Source organism: Variovorax sp. J31P207, assembly GCF_030316965.1.
GTDB lineage: Bacteria > Pseudomonadota > Gammaproteobacteria > Burkholderiales > Burkholderiaceae_C > Variovorax > Variovorax ginsengisoli_B.
In genome coordinates this window covers 245,793-266,698 of the sequence record NZ_JASZYN010000002.1, presented here as the reverse complement: position 1 = coordinate 266,698, position 20,906 = coordinate 245,793, and the positions used below count along the sequence as shown (strand labels likewise).

General features: G+C 69.2%; 18 protein-coding genes. 5 read left to right on the top strand and 13 right to left on the bottom strand.

Annotated features, from left to right (window positions below; translation table 11 throughout):
• Positions 1-23: 23 nt before the first annotated feature.
• The gene (locus tag QTI68_RS06870) at positions 24-656 is read left to right on the top strand and encodes a TetR/AcrR family transcriptional regulator (RefSeq protein ID WP_286520539.1); all 633 of its coding nucleotides are present in this window, start codon (positions 24-26) and stop codon (positions 654-656) included.
• Between the two features lie 114 nt (positions 657-770).
• On the top strand, positions 771-2,078 hold the full coding sequence (locus QTI68_RS06865; protein ID WP_286520538.1) for a toll/interleukin-1 receptor domain-containing protein: 1,308 nt from the start codon (positions 771-773) through the stop codon (positions 2,076-2,078).
• On the opposite strand, the gene QTI68_RS06860 is transcribed toward QTI68_RS06865, so the two are convergent.
• The 3 genes from QTI68_RS06860 to ocd are packed head-to-tail and all read right to left on the bottom strand — an operon-like array spanning position 2,075 to position 4,890.
• Entirely contained in the window at positions 2,075-2,908 is an 834-nt protein-coding gene (locus tag QTI68_RS06860; RefSeq protein WP_286520537.1) for an alpha/beta hydrolase, read from the bottom strand. The two genes, QTI68_RS06865 and QTI68_RS06860, sit on opposite strands and share 4 nt — an antisense overlap.
• 12 nt (positions 2,909-2,920) lie before the next feature.
• A complete protein-coding gene (locus QTI68_RS06855; protein WP_286520536.1) occupies positions 2,921-3,712 on the bottom strand; it encodes an SDR family NAD(P)-dependent oxidoreductase in 792 nt (263 codons plus the stop codon).
• On the bottom strand, positions 3,709-4,890 hold the full coding sequence (gene ocd, locus QTI68_RS06850; RefSeq protein WP_286520535.1) for an ornithine cyclodeaminase: 1,182 nt from the start codon (positions 4,888-4,890) through the stop codon (positions 3,709-3,711). Before ocd ends, QTI68_RS06855 begins: the two co-directional genes overlap by 4 nt.
• 247 nt (positions 4,891-5,137) lie before the next feature.
• On the opposite strand from ocd, the gene QTI68_RS06845 reads away from it, so the two are divergent.
• The gene (locus QTI68_RS06845; RefSeq protein ID WP_286520533.1) at positions 5,138-6,229 is read left to right on the top strand and encodes a lactonase family protein; all 1,092 of its coding nucleotides are present in this window, start codon (positions 5,138-5,140) and stop codon (positions 6,227-6,229) included.
• A gap of 30 nt (positions 6,230-6,259) precedes the next feature.
• On the opposite strand, the gene QTI68_RS06840 is transcribed toward QTI68_RS06845, so the two are convergent.
• Genes QTI68_RS06840 through QTI68_RS06830 form a run of 3 tightly spaced genes read right to left on the bottom strand, consistent with a single transcriptional unit; the run spans position 6,260 to position 9,671 of the window.
• The gene (locus tag QTI68_RS06840) at positions 6,260-6,868 is read right to left on the bottom strand and encodes a DUF4337 domain-containing protein (protein WP_286520532.1); all 609 of its coding nucleotides are present in this window, start codon (positions 6,866-6,868) and stop codon (positions 6,260-6,262) included.
• Between the two features lie 59 nt (positions 6,869-6,927).
• A complete protein-coding gene (locus tag QTI68_RS06835; RefSeq protein WP_286520531.1) occupies positions 6,928-8,697 on the bottom strand; it encodes a SulP family inorganic anion transporter in 1,770 nt (589 codons plus the stop codon).
• Positions 8,694-9,671 (bottom strand): LysR family transcriptional regulator, encoded by a 978-nt coding sequence (locus tag QTI68_RS06830; protein WP_286520529.1) that lies wholly within the window; start codon positions 9,669-9,671, stop codon positions 8,694-8,696. The genes QTI68_RS06835 and QTI68_RS06830 overlap by 4 nt, the downstream gene beginning before the upstream one ends.
• Before the next feature lie 97 nt (positions 9,672-9,768).
• On the opposite strand from QTI68_RS06830, the gene QTI68_RS06825 reads away from it, so the two are divergent.
• The gene (locus QTI68_RS06825; protein WP_286520528.1) at positions 9,769-11,022 is read left to right on the top strand and encodes an MFS transporter; all 1,254 of its coding nucleotides are present in this window, start codon (positions 9,769-9,771) and stop codon (positions 11,020-11,022) included.
• Here QTI68_RS06825 and QTI68_RS06820 read toward each other — a convergent pair.
• Genes QTI68_RS06820 through QTI68_RS06800 form a run of 5 tightly spaced genes read right to left on the bottom strand, consistent with a single transcriptional unit; the run spans position 10,976 to position 17,556 of the window.
• Entirely contained in the window at positions 10,976-12,274 is a 1,299-nt protein-coding gene (locus QTI68_RS06820) for a flavin-dependent oxidoreductase (protein ID WP_286520526.1), read from the bottom strand. The two genes, QTI68_RS06825 and QTI68_RS06820, sit on opposite strands and share 47 nt — an antisense overlap.
• A gap of 38 nt (positions 12,275-12,312) precedes the next feature.
• Entirely contained in the window at positions 12,313-13,743 is a 1,431-nt protein-coding gene (locus QTI68_RS06815) for a class II fumarate hydratase (protein WP_286520525.1), read from the bottom strand.
• 2 nt (positions 13,744-13,745) lie between these two features.
• The gene (locus QTI68_RS06810) at positions 13,746-14,720 is read right to left on the bottom strand and encodes a tripartite tricarboxylate transporter substrate binding protein BugD (RefSeq protein ID WP_286520524.1); all 975 of its coding nucleotides are present in this window, start codon (positions 14,718-14,720) and stop codon (positions 13,746-13,748) included.
• A gap of 26 nt (positions 14,721-14,746) precedes the next feature.
• Complete coding sequence (locus QTI68_RS06805; RefSeq protein ID WP_286520523.1) at positions 14,747-16,159, bottom strand: cation:dicarboxylate symporter family transporter; 1,413 nt, start codon at positions 16,157-16,159, stop codon at positions 14,747-14,749.
• A 20-nt stretch (positions 16,160-16,179) separates the two neighbouring features.
• A complete protein-coding gene (locus QTI68_RS06800; protein ID WP_286520522.1) occupies positions 16,180-17,556 on the bottom strand; it encodes a class-II fumarase/aspartase family protein in 1,377 nt (458 codons plus the stop codon).
• A 102-nt stretch (positions 17,557-17,658) separates the two neighbouring features.
• Here QTI68_RS06800 and QTI68_RS06795 point away from each other — a divergent pair, with 102 nt between their 5' ends.
• Positions 17,659-18,408, top strand: a complete 750-nt coding sequence (locus QTI68_RS06795; RefSeq protein WP_286520521.1) for a GntR family transcriptional regulator — start codon at positions 17,659-17,661, stop codon at positions 18,406-18,408.
• Positions 18,409-18,474: 66 nt separating this feature from the next.
• On the opposite strand, the gene QTI68_RS06790 is transcribed toward QTI68_RS06795, so the two are convergent.
• Positions 18,475-19,845 (bottom strand): MmgE/PrpD family protein, encoded by a 1,371-nt coding sequence (locus tag QTI68_RS06790; protein WP_286520520.1) that lies wholly within the window; start codon positions 19,843-19,845, stop codon positions 18,475-18,477.
• Positions 19,846-19,901: 56 nt separating this feature from the next.
• On the bottom strand, positions 19,902-20,873 hold the full coding sequence (locus tag QTI68_RS06785) for a Bug family tripartite tricarboxylate transporter substrate binding protein (RefSeq protein WP_286520519.1): 972 nt from the start codon (positions 20,871-20,873) through the stop codon (positions 19,902-19,904).
• Positions 20,874-20,906: the final 33 nt, after the last annotated feature.

Sequence of the window (20,906 nt, the reverse complement as noted above, 5' to 3'; positions counted from 1 at the left end):
CCGAGCGCCGTCCTTCATCGCCCGTGGCCAGTCCCAACACCCGCGACCGCATCCTGCTGACCAGCCTCGCGCTGTTCAATGCGGAAGGCCTGGCGGCCGTGTCGACGCACAAGATCGCGGCCGAAATGGGCATCAGCCCCGGCAACCTGCACTACCACTTCAAGGCCAAGCAGCTGATCGTCGAACGGCTGTTCATGCGCTTCGAGCAGCGGCTCGGGCTGCTGAACGGGTCGACCGCCGCCGTCGCCGCGATCGACGACCTGTGGCTGGCGCTGCACCTGCGCTTCGAAGCCATCGACGAATACCGCTTCGTCTACCGCGACATGGCCTTCCTGGCCGCCGAATACCCCGCCCTGGGACAGCGGGCCCAGGACCTCACGGCGCAGAACCTGCTTGCCGCACAGTCCCTGTGCGAGGGGCTGGTGGCCTCGGGCGTGATCCAGACCAGCGCCGAGCAGGCGCGCATCCTCGCCCTGCAGATCGTCTTCACCACCACCTGCTGGCTGTCGTTCGAGCGCCTGGTGCCGGGGCGGGAGGCAGCGGCGCAGGCCGACCCCGGATTGGCGGCCTTCTACACGCTCACGCTGATCTCGCCCTACGTGTCCAGTGACTCGCGGGCCTACCTCGACTACCTGCGGGGCAAGTACCTCGGCTAGCACCGATGTGAGGACCCGCTCTTCCGGCGTACGCCGTACGGGGGACGATAAATATCGCCAGACAGGCTATACCTGCCATCACTGCAATCGGCATGTGATGGTGCGAGGTGGTCTATGGTCCAGCTGTTCGTCAGCCACATCTCCGAAGAAAAAGACGTCGCGATCCTCCTCAAGGACATGATGGAGGAGGACTTCCTCGGCATGGTCGAGTTCTTCGCGTCCTCGGACGTGGGCACCATCGAACTCGGCGTGCAATGGCTCGAGGCCGTCGAGGGCGCGATCGCGAAGGCGGACGCCGTGATCGTGCTGTGCAGCAAGGCATCGGTCCAGCGGCCCTGGGTCCAGTTCGAAATCGGTGCGGCATGGATGAAAGGCCTGCCGATCATCCCGGTCTGCCATTCGGGCATGAATCCCACCGACCTCGCAACGCCATTGAAGGACTACGAGGGCGCGGACCTCGGCACCGGCGACGGGCTGCTGGCCCTCTACCAGATGATCGGCCGCCGCTTGAAGCTGCAGAGGACGCCGGTCCCGGGGGCTGCCTGGCTGGCCCGGCTGGCCGAACTCCTGAGCCTGCCGCAGGACGACTGCGTCCAGTTCGAGTACTACATGGACATCGTCCTGCCTGCCCCCGGGCGCCTTGGCGGGCCCTCCCTGCCGGACAACGCCGTCGTCGAGATGGGCGCCGACACCAAGAGGCTCTTCGGCCTCATTTCCCGGGGCAGCCTGACCTGGAAGAGCGTCGTGGAGGCGGTGGCGCCCTCGCTCGACAAGCGATGGCTGACCGAGCTGCAGAAGAGCGTCTATCTGGCGAGCAACGACCGCGAGTTCGTGCCGATCCAGGCCGTCTTCCATGCGGGCGGCACCAAGGGGTCGTTCCAGCCGCAGCTGGCCAAGCTCGAAGTGTTCAGGCGGGGCGCGCGTCGCTTTCACGTCCATCTCGTGCCCACCGTCGTCGCGCCCCTGTTCGACGTGCCGGGCGACCTCGGCCTGCTCGTGACCTTGCTGCGCCTGGGTCTTCGCTTCCGCTACGAGGCGATCGAAAACTACTGGAAGATGTCGAGGGGCTTCAAGCCGGACAAGGGAAGGCTCGACGCGCTGCGCTGCGCCATCGAAGTCATCGAGACCGACGCCCGGTCGCGCGGCGCCCAGAATTTCGAGCCGGGGGAAGTCGTCGCGCTGTTCGAACCCGGCGCCGACCAGGACGAGATGAGGGCGATCCAGGCAACCTGGGAAACCGTCCGGGCCACGCTGTTCCAGGAGCCGCCTCCGACCGCAGCCGACATGGACGATGCCATCGAGGCGCTGGCGACGATGAATCTGCGCTTCATGCATCTCGGAACGAAGCGCTTCCATGAAATGGTGAATGTGCTGTGGGCGCGGCAGGCCCGGCCGGCCCGGCCGGTCCCGCTCGCCGCCTAGGCCGCTTCCGGCGCAGGCAGCACGGCGGTCAACGCGAAATCGACCAGGTGGAGCCAGGTGGTCTCGAAGCTCATGATGTCGTGGTGGTTGGAGCCGGCGATGGTCTGCACGCTGACGGGCGTCGGCCAGGCCGCGATCAGCTTCTGCGAACGCTCATGCAGGACGACGTCGTCGCTTTCGGCCAGCAGCACCTGGGTCTTCGCCGCGACCTCCCTGGAGTGCGCCAGGGAGTTGAACTGGTGGCGCAGCAGCAGGGACAGGGGCACCAGCGGATAGCGCCGCTTTGCCACTTCCAGCATCGAGTCGTAGGGCGTGACCAGCTGCAGGCTCGAGAAATCCTGCCGCGCCACGAGCTGGATCGCCACGCCCGTCCCCAGGCTGCGCCCGACCACGTGCAGGCGGGTCTGCGGGAAGGCCCGGCGCAAGTGGCCGGCGAACTGGCGCGCGTCTTGAACGGACGCCACCTCGGAGGGGTCGCCCTGCGAATCCGCCACGCCCCGGTAGTTGAGCGCCGCGAACCCGAAGCCCGCCGGAAGCCAGTGCAGCGCCTGCGCCGTGGCGCGGACGTCTTCGCCGCGGCCGGCGAAGTAGATGAACAGGTCCTGCATGGCAGGCTCGCCCTCGGGGTGGTAGACATAGCCCCGAACCATCCCGCCCGGCACCGCGTGGGAGTAGGCGGAGAAGTCGTCGGTCAGGTGGACCACCGGATGCTTGCGGGCGTCGAACATGATGTGTCCCTGGCGTGTCGCCAGCAGGCCCCAGTAGGCGGCGATGCTCCCCAGGGCGGCGGCCGAGGCCGACAATGCGATGCGGGCGGCTCTGGATGCCAAGTGTCGACCTGGCTAGAAGGCGCTCTTGGTGCAGCCGCCGTCGACGCGCAGCGCCGCGCCCGTGGTCCCGGAAGACAGCGGGCTGGCGATGTAGGCCACCAGCGAGGCGATCTCCTGCGGCGTTTCGAAGCGCCGGATGAGCGAGGTGGGCCGCACCTTCTCGAAGAACTCCCGCTCGTAGGCCTCGAAGGACTTGCCGTCGGCCTTGGCCAGCGCCTCGACGAACTCGCCCACGCCGCGCGACCGGGTCGGCCCCGGCAGGACGCTGTTGACGGTGATGCCGGTGCCCGCGACCGCCTCGGCCAAGCCGCGCGAGACGGCCAGCTGCGCCGTCTTCGTCATGCCGTAGTGAATCATCTCGGCCGGAATCTGGACCGCGCTCTCGCTGGAGATGAAGATGATGCGGCCCCAGTCCGCGCGCCGCATCGCGGGCAGCACCAGGCGCGCCAGGCGGACGCCGCTCAGCACGTTGACGTCGAAGAAGCGCGTCCAGTCCTCGTCCGGGATCTCCTCGAAGGGCTTGGGCTCGAAGATGCCGAGGTTGTTGACCAGGATCTCGATGCCGGGGTGCCGGGCCACCAGGGCCTCCGCGGCGGCGGCCGTGCCCAGGTCGCCGGCGAAGCCGATGACCTCGCCGCCGTCCGCCGCCTCGATCTGGGCGACCGCCGCGTCCACCGAGGCCTGCGAACGCCCGTTGACGATCACCCGGGCGCCCTCGGCCGCCAGGGCCTGCGCGATGGCGTGCCCGATGCCGGCCGTGCTGCCGGAGACCAGGGCCAGCCGGCCCGTGAGTTGGAGATTCATGCCTTGTGCCTTTCAGGAATTCGACCAGCGCCGCCGGATGGTGCGGCAGCGCCGGCTCTGGGCGCAGAGCGTAGGCGAATCGGAGGCCGGCGTCGAGCGACGGGCAGGCCCGTCGTCGCGTCGGCGCCGGCAGCGAGCGGATGCTTCGATGCCAGCAGGCCGAACAGATCCTTGGGGTCGGCGGCATTCGCCACCAGCTCGATCGCCTCGCCGAAGCCGAGTTCCGCGGCCTTCTCGCCCATGAACGCCAGGGCGGCGAAATCCTCGAGCGCGAAGCCGACCGAGTCGAACACCGTGACCTCCGAGGGGCCGCGCCGGCCGGGCCGGTGCCCGGCCAGCACCTGCCAGAACTCGGTCACGGCGAAATCGGCCGGCAGCTGCTGGATCTCGCCTTCGATCCGCGACTGCGGCTCGAACTCCACGAACACCGAGCCCATCTCGAGCACGCCGCGGTGCAGCTCGATCTTGCCGGGGCAGTCGCCGCCGACGGCGTTGAGGTGCATGCCGGGCTCGATCATGTCGGGCGTGAGGATGGCCGCGCGGGTCTTGTCGGCGGTGGCCGTGGTCACGATGTCGGCACCGCGCACCGCTTCGGCGGTGCTCGCGCAGACCTCGAGCCGCAGGCCCTGGCCGGCCAGGTTGGCCACCAGCTTGGCGGTGGCGGCGGGGTCGGTGTCGTAGAGGCTCAGCACCTCGATGCCGACCAGGTCGCGGAACGCCAGCGCCTGGAATTCGGCCTGTGCGCCATTGCCGATCAGGGCCATCCGGCGGCTGCCGGGCCGCGCCAGGCTGCGCGCGGCGAGCGCCGACATCGCCGCGGTCCGGATCGCCGTGGTCAGCGTCAGCTCGGACAACAGCCGGGGCATGCCGGTGCGGACGTCGGCGAGCACGCCGAAGGCCATCACCGTGGGCAGCCCGAGGCGGTGGTTGCCCGGGTGCCCGTTCACGTACTTGAAGGCGAACTGCGACGTGTCGGCGATCGGCATCAGTTCGATGACGCCGAGTTCGGAATGGCAGGCGAGCCGCGCGCTCTTGTCGAATTCGTTCCAGCGCAGGAACTCGCGGCGGATGCGCTCGGCCACGCCGGCGATGCACGCCGGCAGGCCCAGGCGCCGGACCAGCCGGATCATCTCCGGGGCGCTGAGGTAGAGGGTGGTGGGATGGGATGGGCGGGTCATGGCAAGGTCCCGGGTGAATGCACACCCAGTGTCCCCGGCCCGCATGTCAACCGATAGCTTCGAGGATGTCGCGTTCGCCTTGCGTTGTTGCCGAAGTGGCACTGTGGATTGACGTTTTGCTGGTTGCCGGCACCCGGTTGCAGGCGATATGGACCTTAATGTCGTCCGATGACTTGGCGAAATATTGATAAGTTGTACGACAACAGATAACCTCTGCAGCGAACAACCACCCACCAGGAGACGATCCATGCCATCGCGCACCACGCGGCCCCGCGCCATCACCCTGCTGGCGGGCGCCGCCCTTCTGTGGCTGGCGGCCGCTGGCCAGGCCGCCACCTTCGTCTATGTGGCGAACGCCGATAGCCAGGACATTTCGGTGCTCGAACTCGACCGGGCCCAGGGGCTGCTCAAGCCGGTGGACACCGTCGCGGTGGCCGGGACCGTGATGCCGATGGCGGTCAGCCCGGACAAGCGTTTCCTGTACGCGGCCCTGCGCTCCCAGCCGTTCAGGGTCGCCAGCTTCGCCATCGACGGCGCCAGCGGCCGGCTGCGCAAGCTGGGCGAGGCGCCCCTGGCCGACAGCATGGCCAACATCGACGTCGATGCCACCGGCCGCTGGCTGTTCGCCGCGTCCTACCCGGGTCACAAGATCACGGTCAATTCGATCGGCCAGGACGGTGCGGTCGGCGCCGTGCAGCAACTGATCCCGACGGCGCCCAATGCCCATGCGATCCATGCCGACGCCACCAACCGCTTCGTGCTGGCGACCAGCCTGGGTGGCGACAACCTTTCGGTCTGGCGCCTCGATGCCGAGAAGGGGGTGCTTACATCAAGCGATCCGGCGCTGGTCCCGGCGGGGCCGAAGTCGGGGCCGCGGCATTTCGTCTGGGACCAGGGGCAGCGCTTCCTCTACCTGGTGAACGAAGTCGACGCTTCGCTGTACGTCTATGCCTGGGACGGCGCGCGCGGGACGCTGCGCGAACTGCAGCGGACCACGACCCTGCCGGCCGGCTTCACCGGCAAGCCCTGGGCGGCGGACCTGCACCTGACGCCCGACGGCAAGCTCCTCTATGCGTCCGAGCGCACCAGCAGCACGCTGTCGGCGTTCCGGGTCGATCCCGCCAGCGGCCTGCTGCAGCCGCTCGGCCAGACGCCGACCGAGAAGACGCCGCGCGGGTTCGCCATCGATTCGAGCGGCCGCTGGCTGGTGGCCGCCGGGCAGGACTCCCACAGCGTGTCGGTGCACGCGATCGATGCGGCGAGCGGCGCGCTGGGCGCCCCGAAGCGCCTTGCCGTCGGCAAGAACCCGAACTGGATCCAGATCGTCGACCTGCCCTGATTCGCAGCGGCGGGCCCGCTGCGCCCGCCCTCAGATGTGAAGCGCAGCCAGGGCGCCGACGACCACACCGATGCCGGCGACCGCCAGCATGCCCCACTCCAGCCACTTCTTGCGCGTCAGCAGTGCCATCGCGGCGAGCGCGATCGACACCTGGAGCGCGGTGGTGGCCTGGGCCCAGCGGTGGTGCTGGTGCATCTGCTGCTCGGACTGCCGGTCCCAGTCGAGGGCGTCCTTCTCGAGCTGCTGGGCGACCAGCAGGATTTCCGCCTTCTCCTGCTCGTAGCGGCCGACCTTGGTTTGCAGCGCCGGCTTGCGCTCGTCCGGGGCCAGGTCGCGCGCGAACTCGGCCAGCGCCTGCTTGGTGCTCTTGGCCTGGTAGAAATTCCACTGGTTCGACGCCTCGGTCTTCTTGATGCCGGCGTTGTTCTTGTAGAGCCCCGCGTTGGCCTGGGTGTGGCCGCCCATGTAGGCGAAGATCGCGCCCACGGTGGCGATGACCGCGGTGCACACCGCGATCTGGCTGGTCATGCTCTTGCCCCCGCCGCCATGCGCCGGGTCCGGGGCGTGCCCGCCTTGCGAGCTCGCGTGTTCCAACTCGTGGTCGTGCGGGCCGTGCACGTGAAAGCCGTTGCCTGACATAAGGTCTCCAGATGGGGAATAGAAAATTGGCGCGCCGCGAGTATGCCGAAGTGGCGGGCTCACTTGGGGCCGGGCCGCTCCGGCGCCTCGGCATCGTCTTCCCAGTCTTCCCACGCCACCGGATGGCTGCGCAGGTAGGTCCGCACCGCCTCGCCGATCGTCGGGTAGAAAGTCTCGGCGCCCAGTCGCGCGAAAAGACCGAAGCGCTTGAGCTTGTCCTTGACCGGGTCCTTCATCTCCGCGAAGCAGAGCTCGATGTTCTCGGCCAGCAGGCTGTCGTCGAGTTCCGCCACGATGTCGGCGGCCGTCACGTCGACGCTGGTGACTGGTTCGGCGGCGACCACGACCCAGCGCACCGGTGTCGGCGAGCTCGCCACCGCGGCGAGCACCTGGTCGCGAAACAGCTCGGCGTTGGCGAAGAACAGCGGTGCATCCCAGCGGAACAGCACCAGGCCCGGGATGCGGGCCGCCTCCGGATAGCGGGTGATGTCGTGGTAGCCCTTGATGCGGTCGACCCGCCCGAGCACCGCCGAATGAGGCCGCCAGCCATCCCAGAGGAATTCGATCACCGCGATGGCGACCGCGATGCCGATGCCGGGAATCGCGCCGAACAGCGCGACACCGGCGAAGCAGACCATCGACAGCCAGAACTCCCACTGCTGGATGCGGTAGATGCGCCGCAGGTCGGTGACCTCGAAGAGGCCGATGGCCGCCGCGATGACCACGGCGGCGAGCGCCGCGCTCGGCAGGTGGTGCAGCAGGTTGGGCGCCCACATCAGCAGCGCCGCGATGGCGAGGGCGCCGACCACGCCGGTGAGTTGCGTGCGCGCCCCGGCGGCCTCGGCCACCGGCGTGCGCGACGCACTGCTGCTGATCGGCATGCCCTGGAAGAAGCCGGTCGCGAGGTTGGCGACGCCGAGGCCGATCATTTCCTGGTTCGGGGCTGGCGGCATGTGCATCCGGGCCGCATACACGCGCGAGAGCACGCTGGTGTCGGCGAAGGACACCAGTGCCACGGCGAGGCCGCCGAGCAGCACCGGGCCCACGTCGGCCATGCCGATGATCGGCAGCGCCGGCCTGGGCAGGCCCTGGGGCAGGTCGCCGAGCACCGAGATGCCGGCCCGTGCCGCCAGGTCGAACACCGCCGCCGCCGCCGTGGCGGCCACCACCGCCAGCAGCACGGAGGGAAAGCGTGGCAGGCGCTGCAGCAGCAGGATGCCCACCAGCGTGCCCGCGCCGATGGCCAGGGCGGTGCCGTTCCACTGCCCGGACAGCAGGCCCTGCGCAAAGGCCCAGAGCTGGCGATGCGGTCCTTCGGCCTCGACCGAGAAGCCGAACAGCTTCGGCAGCTGGCTCACGATCACCGTGAGCGCGATCCCGTTCATGTAGCCGTAGCGGATCGGCTTCGAGAGCAGTTCGGTGACGAAGCCGAGTCTGGCGATGCCGGCACCGATGCAGACCACGCCGGAGACGACCGCCATCGCGCTGGCCAGCGCGACCGCGCGCATCGGGTCGCCCGCGGCAAGCGGCGCCACGACCGCGAGGATCAGGGCTGCGAGGGCCGAGTCCGGGCCCAGCACGAGGATCCGGCTGGGTCCGAACAGGGCGTAGGCGAGCAGCGGGACGATGGTCGCGTAGAGCCCGTAGATGCCGCCGATGCCCGAGGCCTCGGCATAGGCGATGCCGACCGGAACCAGCATGGTGGTGAGCACCAGGCCGGCCGTGAGGTCGTGGCGCAGCCAGGCGAACTCGTAGGCGCGCAGCGTGCGCCAGCCTGGAAGCCAGCGCAGCGGTGCTGCGGCGTCGGTGGGCTTGGGAACGGGCGTCACGACGGTTCTCCCGGTCTGGCGGCGATCCGATTGTCGGGCACGGCGCCATGGTTCCACTGGAAACGCATCGCCTCGATGAAGCGCTTGAGCTTCGGCGGCTGGAGCCGCGATTGCGGATACACCAGGTGCACCGGCAGCGTGGCCGCCTGCCATTGCGGCACCAGCTGGACCAGCCGGCCCTCGGCCAGGTCCTCGGCCAGCAGCCAGGTCGACCCCACGCACACGCCCAGCCCCATCACGGCGGCGCTGCGCAAGGCGTAGAGGCTGTCGGTGCTCAGGCGCGGGCGCATGGCGACGCGGCAGGCCTCGCCGGTTCCGACGTGCGACAGCAGGATCTCGGTGCGGTAGAAGGTGCGCAGCGCGAGCCATGGCAGCGCCGCGAGTTCGCGCGCGTGGGTGGGTGCGGGCGCGCCTTGGAGCACCGAGGGGGCGGCCACGACGATGCGCGGCACCTCGGTGAGCTTGATGGCGACGACGCCCAGGTCGCTCACTTCCCCGACCTGGATCGCGCAGTCGACGCCCTCGGCGATGAAGTCCGGCCGCCGGTCGTGCAGCAGCCATTCGACGCTGACGCGGGGATGCTTGCGCAGGTAGTCGGCCAGGGGCCCGACCAGCAGCTGCTGGCCGAAGGCGTGCGGTGCCACCACGCGCAGCATGCCCTCCGGCTCGTCGTCGTCGCCGCGCAGGTCCGACTCGAAGGCCTGCCAGCTCTCGATCAGCTCCCGGGCGCGCTCGACGCAGCGCTCGCCGTCTTCGGTCAGTTTCATGGCATGGGTCGAGCGGCGCAGCAGGCGCACGCCCAGCAGGCGCTCCAGCGCCTGCAGCCGGCGGCTGACCGTCGGCTGCGTGGTCCGCATCTGGGCCGCGGCGGCCGACAGGCTGCCCGCCTCGACGATCTGCACGAAGGTCTTCATCAGCTCGATGCGGTCGGACGAGGCGGCCGCGGGCGCTGGCAGCGGGGCAAAGGCTTGCATACGCGAATCGTATAACTATTGTGCGTTCGCTACGGCTACCAAAGCGGTCTCGATGCCTTCAAACTTCGATGCATTCAAGAAATCAAGGGTTTTCACCATGTCTTCCATTCAAACAGTGCATGCGAACGCAGCGCCCCGCCCGGCGGCGCCAGCCGACCGGCTGCCCGCGTCGCTGGTGCTGCTGCTGGCCACCGGCGCCGGGCTGGCGGCGGCGTCGATCTACTACAGCCAGCCGATGCTCGGCGTGCTGGGTGCCGACATCGGCGCCTCGACCCGCGCCGTCGGCTTCATGCCAACCTTGACGCAGCTGGGCTATGCGCTGGGCATCCTGCTGCTGGCGCCGCTCGGCGACCGCTTCGATCGCCGCCGCATCATCCTCGCCAAGGCGGCCGTGCTGTGTGCGGCCCTGCTGCTGGCCGGCGCCGCGCCGGGCATCGGCTGGCTGCTGGTCGCCAGCCTCGCGATCGGCCTGTCGGCCTCGATGGCGCAGGACATCGTCCCGGCCGCCGCCACGCTGGCGCCCGAATCGCACCGCGGCAAGGTGGTCGGCATGGTGATGACCGGGCTGCTGCTGGGCATCCTGCTGTCGCGGGTGGTGAGCGGATTCGTGGCCGAGCATTTCGGCTGGCGCTCGATGTTCGTGGTGGCCGCGGCCAGCATCGCGCTGGTCGGCGGCGCTGCCTGGCGCGGGCTGCCGCGCTTCCGGCCGACGACCCAGCTGGCCTATGGCGCGCTGCTGGGTTCGCTGGCCGCGCTGTGGCGGCGCCACGGCGCCCTGCGCCGCGCCACTGTGGCACAGGGCCTGCTGGCGATCGGCTTCAGTGCCTTCTGGTCGACCCTGGCCGTGATGCTGCATGGCGCGCCCTTCCACCTCGGCAGCGCCGCCGCCGGCGCCTTCGGCCTGGCCGGTGCCGCCGGCGCGCTGGCGGCGCCGCTCGCCGGCCGGCTGGCCGACCGCCGCGGGCCCGAACTGGTGACCCGCCTCGGCGCCGGCTTGGTGGTGCTGTCGTTCGCGGCCATGGCGCTGATGCCGCTGCTGTCGACACCGGCGCGGCTCTGGCTGCTGGCGGCCAGCGCGGTCGGCTTCGACCTGGGCGTGCAGGCCGCGCTGATCGCGCACCAGACCATCGTCTACGGCATCGACCCGGCGGCGCGCAGCCGGCTCAACGCGGTGCTGTTCACCGGCATGTTCATCGGCATGGCGATCGGCTCGGCGCTGGCTGCGCTGGTGCTGCCGACCTGGGGCTGGCTGGGCGTGACCGTGCTGGCGACCGTCTCCGCCCTGGCGGCGCTCGGCGTGCGGCTCAGCGCACCCGCGCACCTGGCGCGATCGTCGGCGGCGCCGCGTTGAGGGTCTCGATCGCAAAGCCGGCGGCCGCCTTGTAGCGGGCCATGAAGGCCTCCCGCTCGGCCGCCGGAATGACCTGGTCGATGTCGTCGAAGACCCCGCCGCAGCGTTCGTCGACCAGGCCCAGGATGCCGAAGGGACCGGCGCCGCGGTTGCGCAGCACCAGCGCCGAGATGTCGGCGCAGAGCTTCTCGTCGTAGGCCTGCAGCGCGGCGGGGGTCACGCCGTGGGCCAGCAGCGCCGCACCGAGCACCCGTGCATCGACGATCGCCTGGCTGGCGCCGTTGGAGCCCACCGGGTACATCACGTGGGCGGCATCGCCGAGCAGCGCCACGCTGCCGTCGACCCAGCTGGGCACCGGGTCGCGGTCGATCATCGGGTACTCGAAGACCTCCGAGGCGCCGCGCAGCATGGCGGGCACGTCGAGCCAGTCGTAGTTCCAGCCCTCGAAGTGATGGATGAAATCGTCGACCGCAACCCGGCGGTTCCAGTCGCCCTGGGTCCAGCCCTTGGCGTTGTCGACCGTGATCTCGGCGATCCAGTTGATGGTGGCCAGGCCGGTGGCCGGGTCGGGCGCAGAGATCGGGTAGAGCACCACCCGGTGCCGCAGCGAGCCGACGCCGACGAAGGACGCGCCGCTGCGGATCGGCACGCCTTGCGTGGTGCCGCGCCAGAGGATCGCGCCGCCCCACTGGATGGGCGGCTGCGCGGGGTGCATCTGCGCCCGCACCGCCGAGTGCAGGCCGTCGGCGCCCACCAGCAGGCGCCCTTCGACTTCGAGCCGACGGCCATCGCGGGTGTCGACGAAGGCGGTGACGCCGGCGGCGTCGTTGCGGTATCCGCTGACCTTGTGGCCCAGGCGGATCGCATCGGCGCCGAGCCGTTCGAGCGCCGCCCGGTACAGCAGCATCTGCAGCTGGCCGCGGTGCACCGAGTACTGCGGCCAGCGGTAGCCCGCCAGCAGGCCGCGCGGCTCGGCATAGATGTCATTGCCGTTGCGGCCGACCAGGGCCCACTCGCGGGCCTGGATGCCGATGGTGTCGAGCAGCCTGGCGTCCAGTCCGAGGTCGTACAGCTCGCGCACGGCATTGGGCTGCAGGTTGATGCCGACGCCCAGCGGCTGCAGCTCGGGCACGGCCTCGAAGACGATGCAAGGCACGCCGATCTGGTGCAGCGTGAGGGCGAGCGCGATGCCGCCGATGCCGCCGCCGGCGATCAGCACGGGGCGGGTGTCCGTATCCGGTGAATCAGTCATGGCGCGGATTGTCGGGGAGGCCGGGGGGCTGACGCTTTTCAATCCAGTCCCGTGCAGCCTCCGGCGTGGGGATCGGCCAGCTTCCCGGCATCCACGATCCGGTCGTAGGTCGCCGCGTCGATGACGCCCAGCGACAGGGCCGCGGCGCGCGGCGTGATCCGCTGCTCGAGCGCCAGGGCGGTGATCCGCGCCACCTGGTCGTAGCCCAGGTGCGGGTTCAGCGCCGTCACCGACAGCAAGGCGTTCTCGACGTTGGCGGCCAGGCGCGCGGGCTCCGCCTCGATGCCCTGGACCAGCCGCCGGGCGAACACGCTCGACGCATCGGCGAGCACGCGGATCGACTGCAGCAGGTTGGCGATCAGCACCGGCTTGGCGACGTTCAGTTCGAAGTTGCCCGACGCGTTGGCCAGGGTGATCGTCGCGTGGTTGCCCACGGCCTGCATGCAGGCCTGCGCCAGCACCTCGGCGATGGTCGGGTTGCGCTTGCCCGGCATGATCGAACTCGTGAGGCCGTCGTCCGGGATCTTCAGCTCCCCCAGGCCGCAGCGCGGGCCGGAGCCGAGCCAGCGCAGGTCGTTGGCGATCTTCTGCAGCGAGGTCGCCAGCACGTTCAATGCGCCCGAGACCTCGACCAGGGCGTCGTGCGCGGCCATGCCCTCGAATTTCGATGCATTGGGCGAGAAGCCGAAGCCGGTGAGTGCGCCGACCTCCTCGCAGAAGAACACATCGAAATCCGGCGGTGCGTTCAAGCCCGTGCCGGCCGCCGTGCCGCCCTGCGGCAGCGACAGCAGGCGCGGCATGGTGGCGTCGATCCGGTCGATCCCGTGCCCGACCTGGCGGGCGAAGGTGTCGAAGCTCTGGCCCATCGTCATCGGCACCGCGTCCATCAGGTGCGTGCGCGCGATCTTCACGACATCGGCGAAGGCCTCGGCACGCTCGCGCAGGCTGTCGCGCAGCAAGGCGAGCGACGGCTTCAGCCGCTGCTCGAGCTCCAGCACCGTCGCCAGGTGCATGACGGTCGGGAAGCTGTCGTTCGAAGACTGCGAGGCATTGACGTGATCGTTCGGATGCACCGGCGACCTGGTGCCCAGTGGCTGCCCCAGCAATTCGTTGGCCCGATTCGCGATCACCTCGTTCGCGTTCATGTTCGTCTGCGTGCCCGAACCGGTCTGCCAGATCGTGAGCGGGAAGTGCGCATCGAAGCGGCCATCGCGCAACTCGCCCGCAGCCGTCTGAATCGCTTCGGCCAGCGCCGCCGGCAGCGCGCCGCAACGCCGGTTGGCACGCGCGGCCGCCATCTTCTGCAGCCCGAAGGCCCGGATCAGGCAAGCGGGGAAGCGCTCCTCGCCGATCTCGAAGACGCCGAGCGCGCGCTGGGTCTGCGCGCCCCAGTAGCGCTCGGCAGGAATCTCGACCGGACCGAAGGCGTCGCGCTCGATGCGCGGGCTGTCGCTGCGTGGGGCGCCCATGCTCAATCCAGCGAGATGTTGGTCTTGGCCGCGACCGACTTCCAGCGCGCGACCTCGCTCTCGGTGTGCTTGCCCAGTGCCGCGCCGGTGTATTGGTCGGCCGGCAGCATCTGGATCGCCTGCTCGGCCATCTTGTCGGTGAAGGCGCGGTCGGCCATGACCTTCTGGTAGGCCGCCTGCACCTTGTCGAGCACCGGCTGGGGCGTGCCCTTGGGGGCATAGATGCCGTACCAGGTCGAGGCCTCGAAGTTCGGCAGCACGGTTTCCGCGAGCGTCGGGACGTCCTTGAGCTGGGGCAGCCTGACCTTGGAGGTCACCGCCAGCGGGCGCACCTTGGCCTCCCTGATCTGCGGCAGCGCCGTGTTGGTCTGGTCGAAGATGCCGTCCACCTGTCCGCCGATGACATCGATCAGCGCCGGCCCGGCGCCCTTGTAAGGCACCTGGGAGACCTTGATGCCCGCCGACGAAGCGAACAGCGCGGCGATCAGGTGCGAGCTGGAGCCGACGCCCGCATTGCTGATGAACAGCTTGTCCGGGTTGGCGCGGCCGAAGTCGACCAGCGCCTTGATGTCCTTGGCCGGATGGTCCTTGCGGACCATCAGCACCAGAGGCGTGTCCGGGAAACGGAACACCGGCGCGAAGTCCTTGACCGGGTCGTAGCTGAGCTTCTTGTACAGGGCCGGCGCGGCGCCCATGTAGCCCATGTGGCCGACCAGCATGGTGTAGCCGTCGGGCGCGGCGCGCGCCGCCTTGGCCGCGCCGACCGTGCCGCCTGCGCCGGGCGTGTTGTCGATGATGATCGGCTGCCCCAGTTCGCGGGCCACGCGTTCGGCGATGTGGCGCGCCAGCGCATCGGTCGGCCCGCCGGCCGCGAACGGGACGATCCAGGTGACGGGCTTGGCCGGGTAGCCCTGAGCCAGCGCGCTGCCTGCAACGAAGCTCAGGGCAAGCGCGGCGAGTTTCCAGTTCGACTTCATGACGAATTCCTTCAGGGTGAATGAGTTCAGCGGGCGGGGATCGGCGCCTGCATGTCGATGCCGGTGGGATGGGGATTGGTGTCCTTCATGTCTTCCGGCAGCAGGTTGCCGTCGGCCAGTTGCGCATCTGCTGCGGCGATGTCCGGATGGCGCTCGGGATACAGGTGTCGCTCGGCGACCTTCGGGTCGAAGGTGCCCGACCATTTCGCAACCACCACGACCGCCACGCTGTTGCCGATCGTGTTGCAGGTGGCGATCGCCATCGACAGGAAGCGGTAGACGCCGAAGATCACCGCCAGGCCCTCGACCGGAAGGATCCCCGTCGAGGTCACGGTGGCCGCGAAGACCACGAACGAGCCGCCCGACACCGTGGCCGCGCCCTTGGAGGTCAGCAGCATCAGCAGCAGGATGCCGATCTGGTGGTCGATCGAGAGCGGAACGCCGTAGGCGTGCGAGATGAACATCACGCCCATCGCCATGAAGAGCGAGGTGCCGTCGAGATTGAAGGCGTAGCCGGTCGGCAGCACCAGGCCGACCGTCTGCTTGGCGCAGCCCAGGCGCTCGAGCTTGATCAGCAGGCGCGGCAGCGCGCTTTCGGACGAGGCCGTGCCGAGCACGATCAGGATCTCGTCCTTGATGTAGCGCAGGAAGCGCCACAGGCTGAAGCCCGCGAGCTTCGCGATGAGCCCCATCACGACCGCGATGAACAGGAACACCACCGCGTAGAAGCTCAGCACGAGTTGCGCGAGTGCGATCAGCACGGCCGAGCCGTTGCTGCCGACCGAGTACGCGACCGCGCCGAAGGTGCCGATCGGCGCCAGCTTCATCACGAGGTTGATGAACGAGAACAGCACCTCGGAGATGTAGTCCAGGCCACCGTTGATTCTTTCGCGTCGACCTTCGGGGATCGCGAGGATGCCGATGCCGACCATGACGGCCAGCACCACGACCTGCAGCAGCTCGCCCTTGGCGAAGGCGCCGACGAAGTTGTCGGGAACGATGTGCGCCATGAACTCCAGGAAGCCCTGGGGTGCGGCGGCCTTCGCCGCCGGCGCGGCAGCGCCCGCAGCGACGGTGGTCATGCCCTTGCCGATGCCGAGCAGGTTGCCCGCCAGCAGCCCGACCACCAGCGCGATCGTGGAGATGACCTCGAAATACAGGATGGCGCGCCAGCCGACGCGGCCGGCGCTCTTCACGTCGCCGGCCGAGGCGATGCCATGCACGATGGTGAGGAACACCAGCGGCGCAACGCCTGCCTTGATCAGCGACAGGAACATGTCGCCGAGCAGCTTGAGCTGCGATGCGAAGCTGGGGAAGGCGAAGCCGACCACGATGCCGAGGATCAGCGAGATCAGCACCTGGGTTCCGAGCTTTCGATACCAGGGCAGCTTCCGGGGCAGGGCGAGGGCGCCCGCGTCGGCGGTGGATGCGTGTGTCATGTTGTCTCTCTCCCCTCGCCTCAGGCGCTGACTTCGGCCGACAGCGCCAGCGCGCGGTCCACCATCTGCGGCGCGAGGCCGAGGTAGTTGGCCGGATCGGTGAGGCGGTCGATGGTGGCGCGGTCGAAGTGCTGCGTGACTTCGGGCAGTGCCGCGAGCGCCTCCGACAAGGTGCCGCCCTTCTCGTTCACGGTGCGGCAGGCGTCGTAGACCACGTCGTGCGCCTGCTGCCGGCCGATGTGCGGCGCCATGCCCATCATCACGGCCTCGGCCACGATCAGGCCCCTGGTGATGCCCAGGTTGTGCGCCATGCGGGCCTCGTCCACGATCAGCCCGCCGAGCGCGAACTTGGCCTGGTGCAGGGCGCCCGAGCTGAGGATGAAGCTTTCGGGGATCGCAATCCATTCGGCGTGCCACGGACCGGTGGCGCGCTCGAAGTCCTGCACCATCGCATCGACCATCAGCCCGGCGTGCTGGCGCACCGCCTTGGAGGCCGCCAGCATCAGCTCGCTGGAGATCGGATTGCGCTTTTGCGGCATCGTGCTCGACGCGCCGCGACCCTTGACGAAGGGCTCGTAGACCTCGGCGAACTCGGTCGACGCCATGATCATGATGTCGAGCGCGATCTTGCCGAGCGAGCCGGTGACCAGCGCCAGCAGGTTCACCGCTTCGGCGAAGCCGTCGCGCGCCACGTGCCAAGTCGTCGCCGGCACGCCCAGCTTCAGTTCCTCGGCCATCGCCTTCTGGACCTCGAAGCCCTTGTCGCCGAGCGAGGCCAGCGTGCCGGCGGCACCCGCGAACTCGACCACCGCCACGCGCGGGCGCAGTTCGGCCAGGCGCTGCTGGTGGCGGTCGAACATCGCGAGCCAGATCGCGACCTTGTAGCCGAAGGTCACGGGCAGCGCCTGCTGCAGATGGGTGCGGCCGGCCATCGGCGTGTCGCGGTGCTTCTTCGCCAGCGAGGCGAGGATGGCGCGCAGCTCGCGGATGTCGCCCTCGATGCTGTCGAGCGCGTCGCGCACCTGCAGCGCCACGGCCGTGTCCATGATGTCCTGCGTGGTCGCGCCCCAGTGCACGTAGCGGCCGGCGTCGCCGCACATCTCGACCAGCTGGTGCACCAGCGGCAGGATCGGATAGCCGACGATGTCCGTCTCTTCGCGCATGTGGTCGAAGTCGATGCGCTCGAGTTTCGATTCGCGTGCGATCACCTCGGCCGCAGCGGCCGGAATCACGCCGACGCGCGCCTCGGCCTTCGCCAGCGCCACTTCGACGTCGATGTAGCGCTGGATGAGCGCGCCATCGGAGAAAATCTGCCGCATCTTCCGGGTGCCGAAGGCATCTCGGAACAGGATGGAATCAACGACGGTGCTGGCCATGGGAAACGAAGGAGTCGACATGCATGCCTCTTGAAGTGGGGAGAGATGAACATTAATATGTTCGGACATATGCAACTCTAATATGTTCGGACATAACTTCAATTCGGGGTTTACCCTTAAGCCATGAACGCCACTCTTGAACCGGCTCCGCAGAAGGCCAACTTCGCGAACATCGCCCGCCACCTGACCGAGGCGATCTCCTCGGGGCACTTCAGCGTGGGCGCACTGCTGCCCACGGAACTCGAGTTGTGCAAGCACTACGGCACGAGCCGGCACACCGTGCGGGCGGCGCTGGCCGAATTGCAGCAGCTCGGCCTTGTCTCGCGGCGCAAGAACGTGGGCACGCGGGTCATCTCGGCGAAGCCGCGGGCCGGCTTTCGTCCGTCGCTGGCATCGGTCGACGATCTGGTCCAGTTCGGCGAAGAGCACCTGCGCGTGGTGCAGTCGATCGCGCCCGAGACGGTGTCAGGCGACCTGGCGAAGGAATTGGGCTGTGGTGAGGGGAGCGCCTGGCTGCGGATCTCGACCTTGCGCATGGTCGGCGACGAGACGGCGATGCCGATCGGCTGGACCGACGTCTACATCGACCCCAGCTACGCCGAGATCGGGGACCTCGTGCAGGCATCGCCCGACGCCCTGATCAGCTCATTGATCGCGGAGCGCTATGACCGGCAGATCGCCGAGATCCGCCAGGACATCCGGGCCTTCGCGATCACCGACGGCGCCATGGCCCGCAAGCTCCAGGTCGAGGTGGGCGCATCCGCGCTGAAGATCCTGCGGCAATACTTCGATGCGGAGGGCGAGGTGTTCGAGATCTCGGTCTCGGTGCATCCGGCGGACCGGTTCTCGGTGTCGATGCGGTTGACCAGGTAGAGCAGGGCGCCGCTTGGCCCTGCAAGTCCTGGCCGGGTCGAGCGGATCGCGCGAGCAGGAGGTGGGCTACGGCCGCGCCAGGCGGGTCAGCGCACGAACGTCCGCCGCCTGGCCCAGCGACCAGCACGCCGCCAGCAGTTCGGAAGTCCGCCCGGCGCCGAGGATGCCGTCCGACAGGCCGTGGAACTTGCGCTCCAGGTCGGCGTCGCTCATCGGGCGCTGCAGCGAGCCGATCGCGTGTTCGACGAACACGTGCTCGCGGCGGCCGTCTGTCAGCACGGCGGTCACGTCGGCGCTGGCTTCGTCGATGCTGTCGTCCACCGTGGCCACGACCTTGCGGCGCAATGCGACGACGTCGGGGCGGTTCACGATGTCGTCGGCGAATTCCTCTTCTGCCGCGCGGCCGAACACCAGCCCGGCCGCACAGCCGTGGTAGACGCTGAACTTGCCCTGCAGGCCATCGGCCGGCTCCTTCTTGCCGGTGAGTTCGAGCACCAGCGAGTGCACCTTGAGCTCGATGCGCTCGATCTGCTCGGGCTTGACGCCGCGCTCGCGCAGCTGCACGCAGGCATCGATGCTCGGGTGGATCACGATGCCGCACGCAAAGGGCTTGTAGCTGTTGAAGGAGATTTCGAAGCGCTCGCCGAGTTCATCGGTCACTTCGTTCCATGCGTACTTGGTGGACACCACCTGGGCCCAGCCGCGCGGTGCCTCGATCGCCTTCGGGCTCGCGGTGTAGCCATGCCTGGCCATCAGCGCGGCCATCAGGCCGGCGCGTGCCGCGCCGCCGGGATGGAAGGGCTTGGTCATGGTGCCGAACTGCTCGCGGAGGCCGACCGGCTGCGACGCGGCGATGCCCAGCGCCATCGCCGTGCGGTCGGCGTCCAGGCCGAGCAGGCGCGCGCAGGCCGCGGCCGCGCCCAGCATGCCGGTGGTGCCGGTGATGTGCCAGCCGCGGTCGTAGTGATCTGGATAGACGGTGTTGCCCAGGCGGCAGGCGACGTCGATGCCGAGCACCAGCGCGTCGAGCACGGCACGGCCGCTGGCGCCGCTGCGCTCGGCCAGTGCCAGCACCGCCGAAGCCACCGGGCCGGCCGGATGGATGATGGTCTTGAGGTGCGTGTCGTCGAAGTCGAAGGTGTGCGAGCTGATGCCGTTGAGCATCGCCGCGTTCGCGATGTCGACCTGTTCGGCGCGGCCCAGCACGCTGGCTTGCGGCGCGGGCTGCAGTTCCTGCACCGCGGCCAGCGCCGCTTCGACGGCCTCGTGGCGCGCGGCGCCGACGGCGCAGCCCAGCCAGTTGAGGAAGGTGCGGTGGGCCTCGTGGTCCACCGCGTCGCTCCAGCCGCGCGAGGCGTGGCCGGCCACGTACTCGGCCAGGATGCGGGTGACGGGAGGGGCGTTGTGGTCGGCTGCGACCTGGGTGTTGCGTGCCATGTGAAAGTTCTTGCTGGAAGGTTGGAGAGAAAACGGAAGGTGCGGCGCGCCAGGCCCTAGCTGTCGAGTTCGATGTTGCGGTCGCGGGCCAGCTTGGTCCAGCGCGCGATGTCGGCCCGGATGTAGTCGGCGAATTGCTGAGGGCTCATCGGCATCGGCTCGACGGCCTCGACCGACAGCTTCTCGCGGAGGTCCGGCGCCTTGAGCACCGTGTTCAATGATTCGTTGAGCTGGCGCACCACCTCGGCCGGCATGCCGGCCGGGCCGACCACGCCGTACCACTGCATGGCGTCGAAGCCCTTGAGGCCCAGTTCCTCGAGCGTCGGCACGTCCGGCACCGCGGGATGGCGCTTCGCGCCCGTGACGGCCAGAGCGCGCACCCGCCCCGACTTGAGGTGCGGCATCGCCGCGGCGAGGCCCGGGAACATGGCCTGGGTCTGCCCGCCCATGAGGTCGGTGAAGGCGGGCGCGATGCCGCGATAGGGCACATGCACCATGAACACCCCGACCTGCTGCTTGAACAGTTCCATCGTCAGGTGGGTGAGCGAGCCGGCGCCGGAAGAGCCGTAGCTGACCTTGCTCGGATTGGCCTTCACGTAGGCGACGAACTGCTTGAAGTCCTTGGCCGGCACGTCGGCGTTGACGACCAGCACATTGGGTGTGCCGCCGATCATGCCGATCGGGGTGAAGTCCTTGACCGCGTCGTAGGGCAGGCGCCGGGTGGCCGGGGCCGTGCCGTGGGTCGCGACGTAGCCCTGCATCAGCGTGTAGCCGTCGGCGGGCGCGCGCGCCGTGTTCTGCGACGCGATCACGCCGCCGCCGCCGGCCTGGTTGTCCACCACGAAGGTCTGGTTCAGCACCTTGCCCCAGCGTTCGGTCACGGTGCGCCCGATCATGTCGCTGCCGCCGCCGGCGGACACCGGGACGATGTAGCGGATCGGCTTGTTCGGATAGCCCTGGGCGTGGGCCAGGCCATGCACCCCGATCAGGGTCGGGGGCAGCGCGAGGACGAAGGTGCGTCGTTTCATTTGTCTTGTCTCCTGGTTGTCTTGAAGGGCGAG

Coding starts and splice junctions, on each gene's coding strand:
- QTI68_RS06815 (WP_286520525.1), bottom strand. CDS start 13,743: ATGGGCGCCCCACGCAGCGACAGCCCGCGCATCGAGCGCGACGCCTTC.
- QTI68_RS06785 (WP_286520519.1), bottom strand. CDS start 20,873: ATGAAACGACGCACCTTCGTCCTCGCGCTGCCCCCGACCCTGATCGGG.
- QTI68_RS06840 (WP_286520532.1), bottom strand. CDS start 6,868: ATGTCAGGCAACGGCTTTCACGTGCACGGCCCGCACGACCACGAGTTG.
- QTI68_RS06830 (WP_286520529.1), bottom strand. CDS start 9,671: ATGCAAGCCTTTGCCCCGCTGCCAGCGCCCGCGGCCGCCTCGTCCGAC.
- QTI68_RS06795 (WP_286520521.1), top strand. CDS start 17,659: ATGAACGCCACTCTTGAACCGGCTCCGCAGAAGGCCAACTTCGCGAAC.
- ocd (WP_286520535.1), bottom strand. CDS start 4,890: ATGACCCGCCCATCCCATCCCACCACCCTCTACCTCAGCGCCCCGGAG.
- QTI68_RS06790 (WP_286520520.1), bottom strand. CDS start 19,845: ATGGCACGCAACACCCAGGTCGCAGCCGACCACAACGCCCCTCCCGTC.
- QTI68_RS06800 (WP_286520522.1), bottom strand. CDS start 17,556: ATGTCGACTCCTTCGTTTCCCATGGCCAGCACCGTCGTTGATTCCATC.
- QTI68_RS06825 (WP_286520528.1), top strand. CDS start 9,769: ATGTCTTCCATTCAAACAGTGCATGCGAACGCAGCGCCCCGCCCGGCG.
- QTI68_RS06810 (WP_286520524.1), bottom strand. CDS start 14,720: ATGAAGTCGAACTGGAAACTCGCCGCGCTTGCCCTGAGCTTCGTTGCA.
- QTI68_RS06820 (WP_286520526.1), bottom strand. CDS start 12,274: ATGACTGATTCACCGGATACGGACACCCGCCCCGTGCTGATCGCCGGC.
- QTI68_RS06805 (WP_286520523.1), bottom strand. CDS start 16,159: ATGACACACGCATCCACCGCCGACGCGGGCGCCCTCGCCCTGCCCCGG.
- QTI68_RS06845 (WP_286520533.1), top strand. CDS start 5,138: ATGCCATCGCGCACCACGCGGCCCCGCGCCATCACCCTGCTGGCGGGC.
- QTI68_RS06865 (WP_286520538.1), top strand. CDS start 771: ATGGTCCAGCTGTTCGTCAGCCACATCTCCGAAGAAAAAGACGTCGCG.
- QTI68_RS06855 (WP_286520536.1), bottom strand. CDS start 3,712: ATGAATCTCCAACTCACGGGCCGGCTGGCCCTGGTCTCCGGCAGCACG.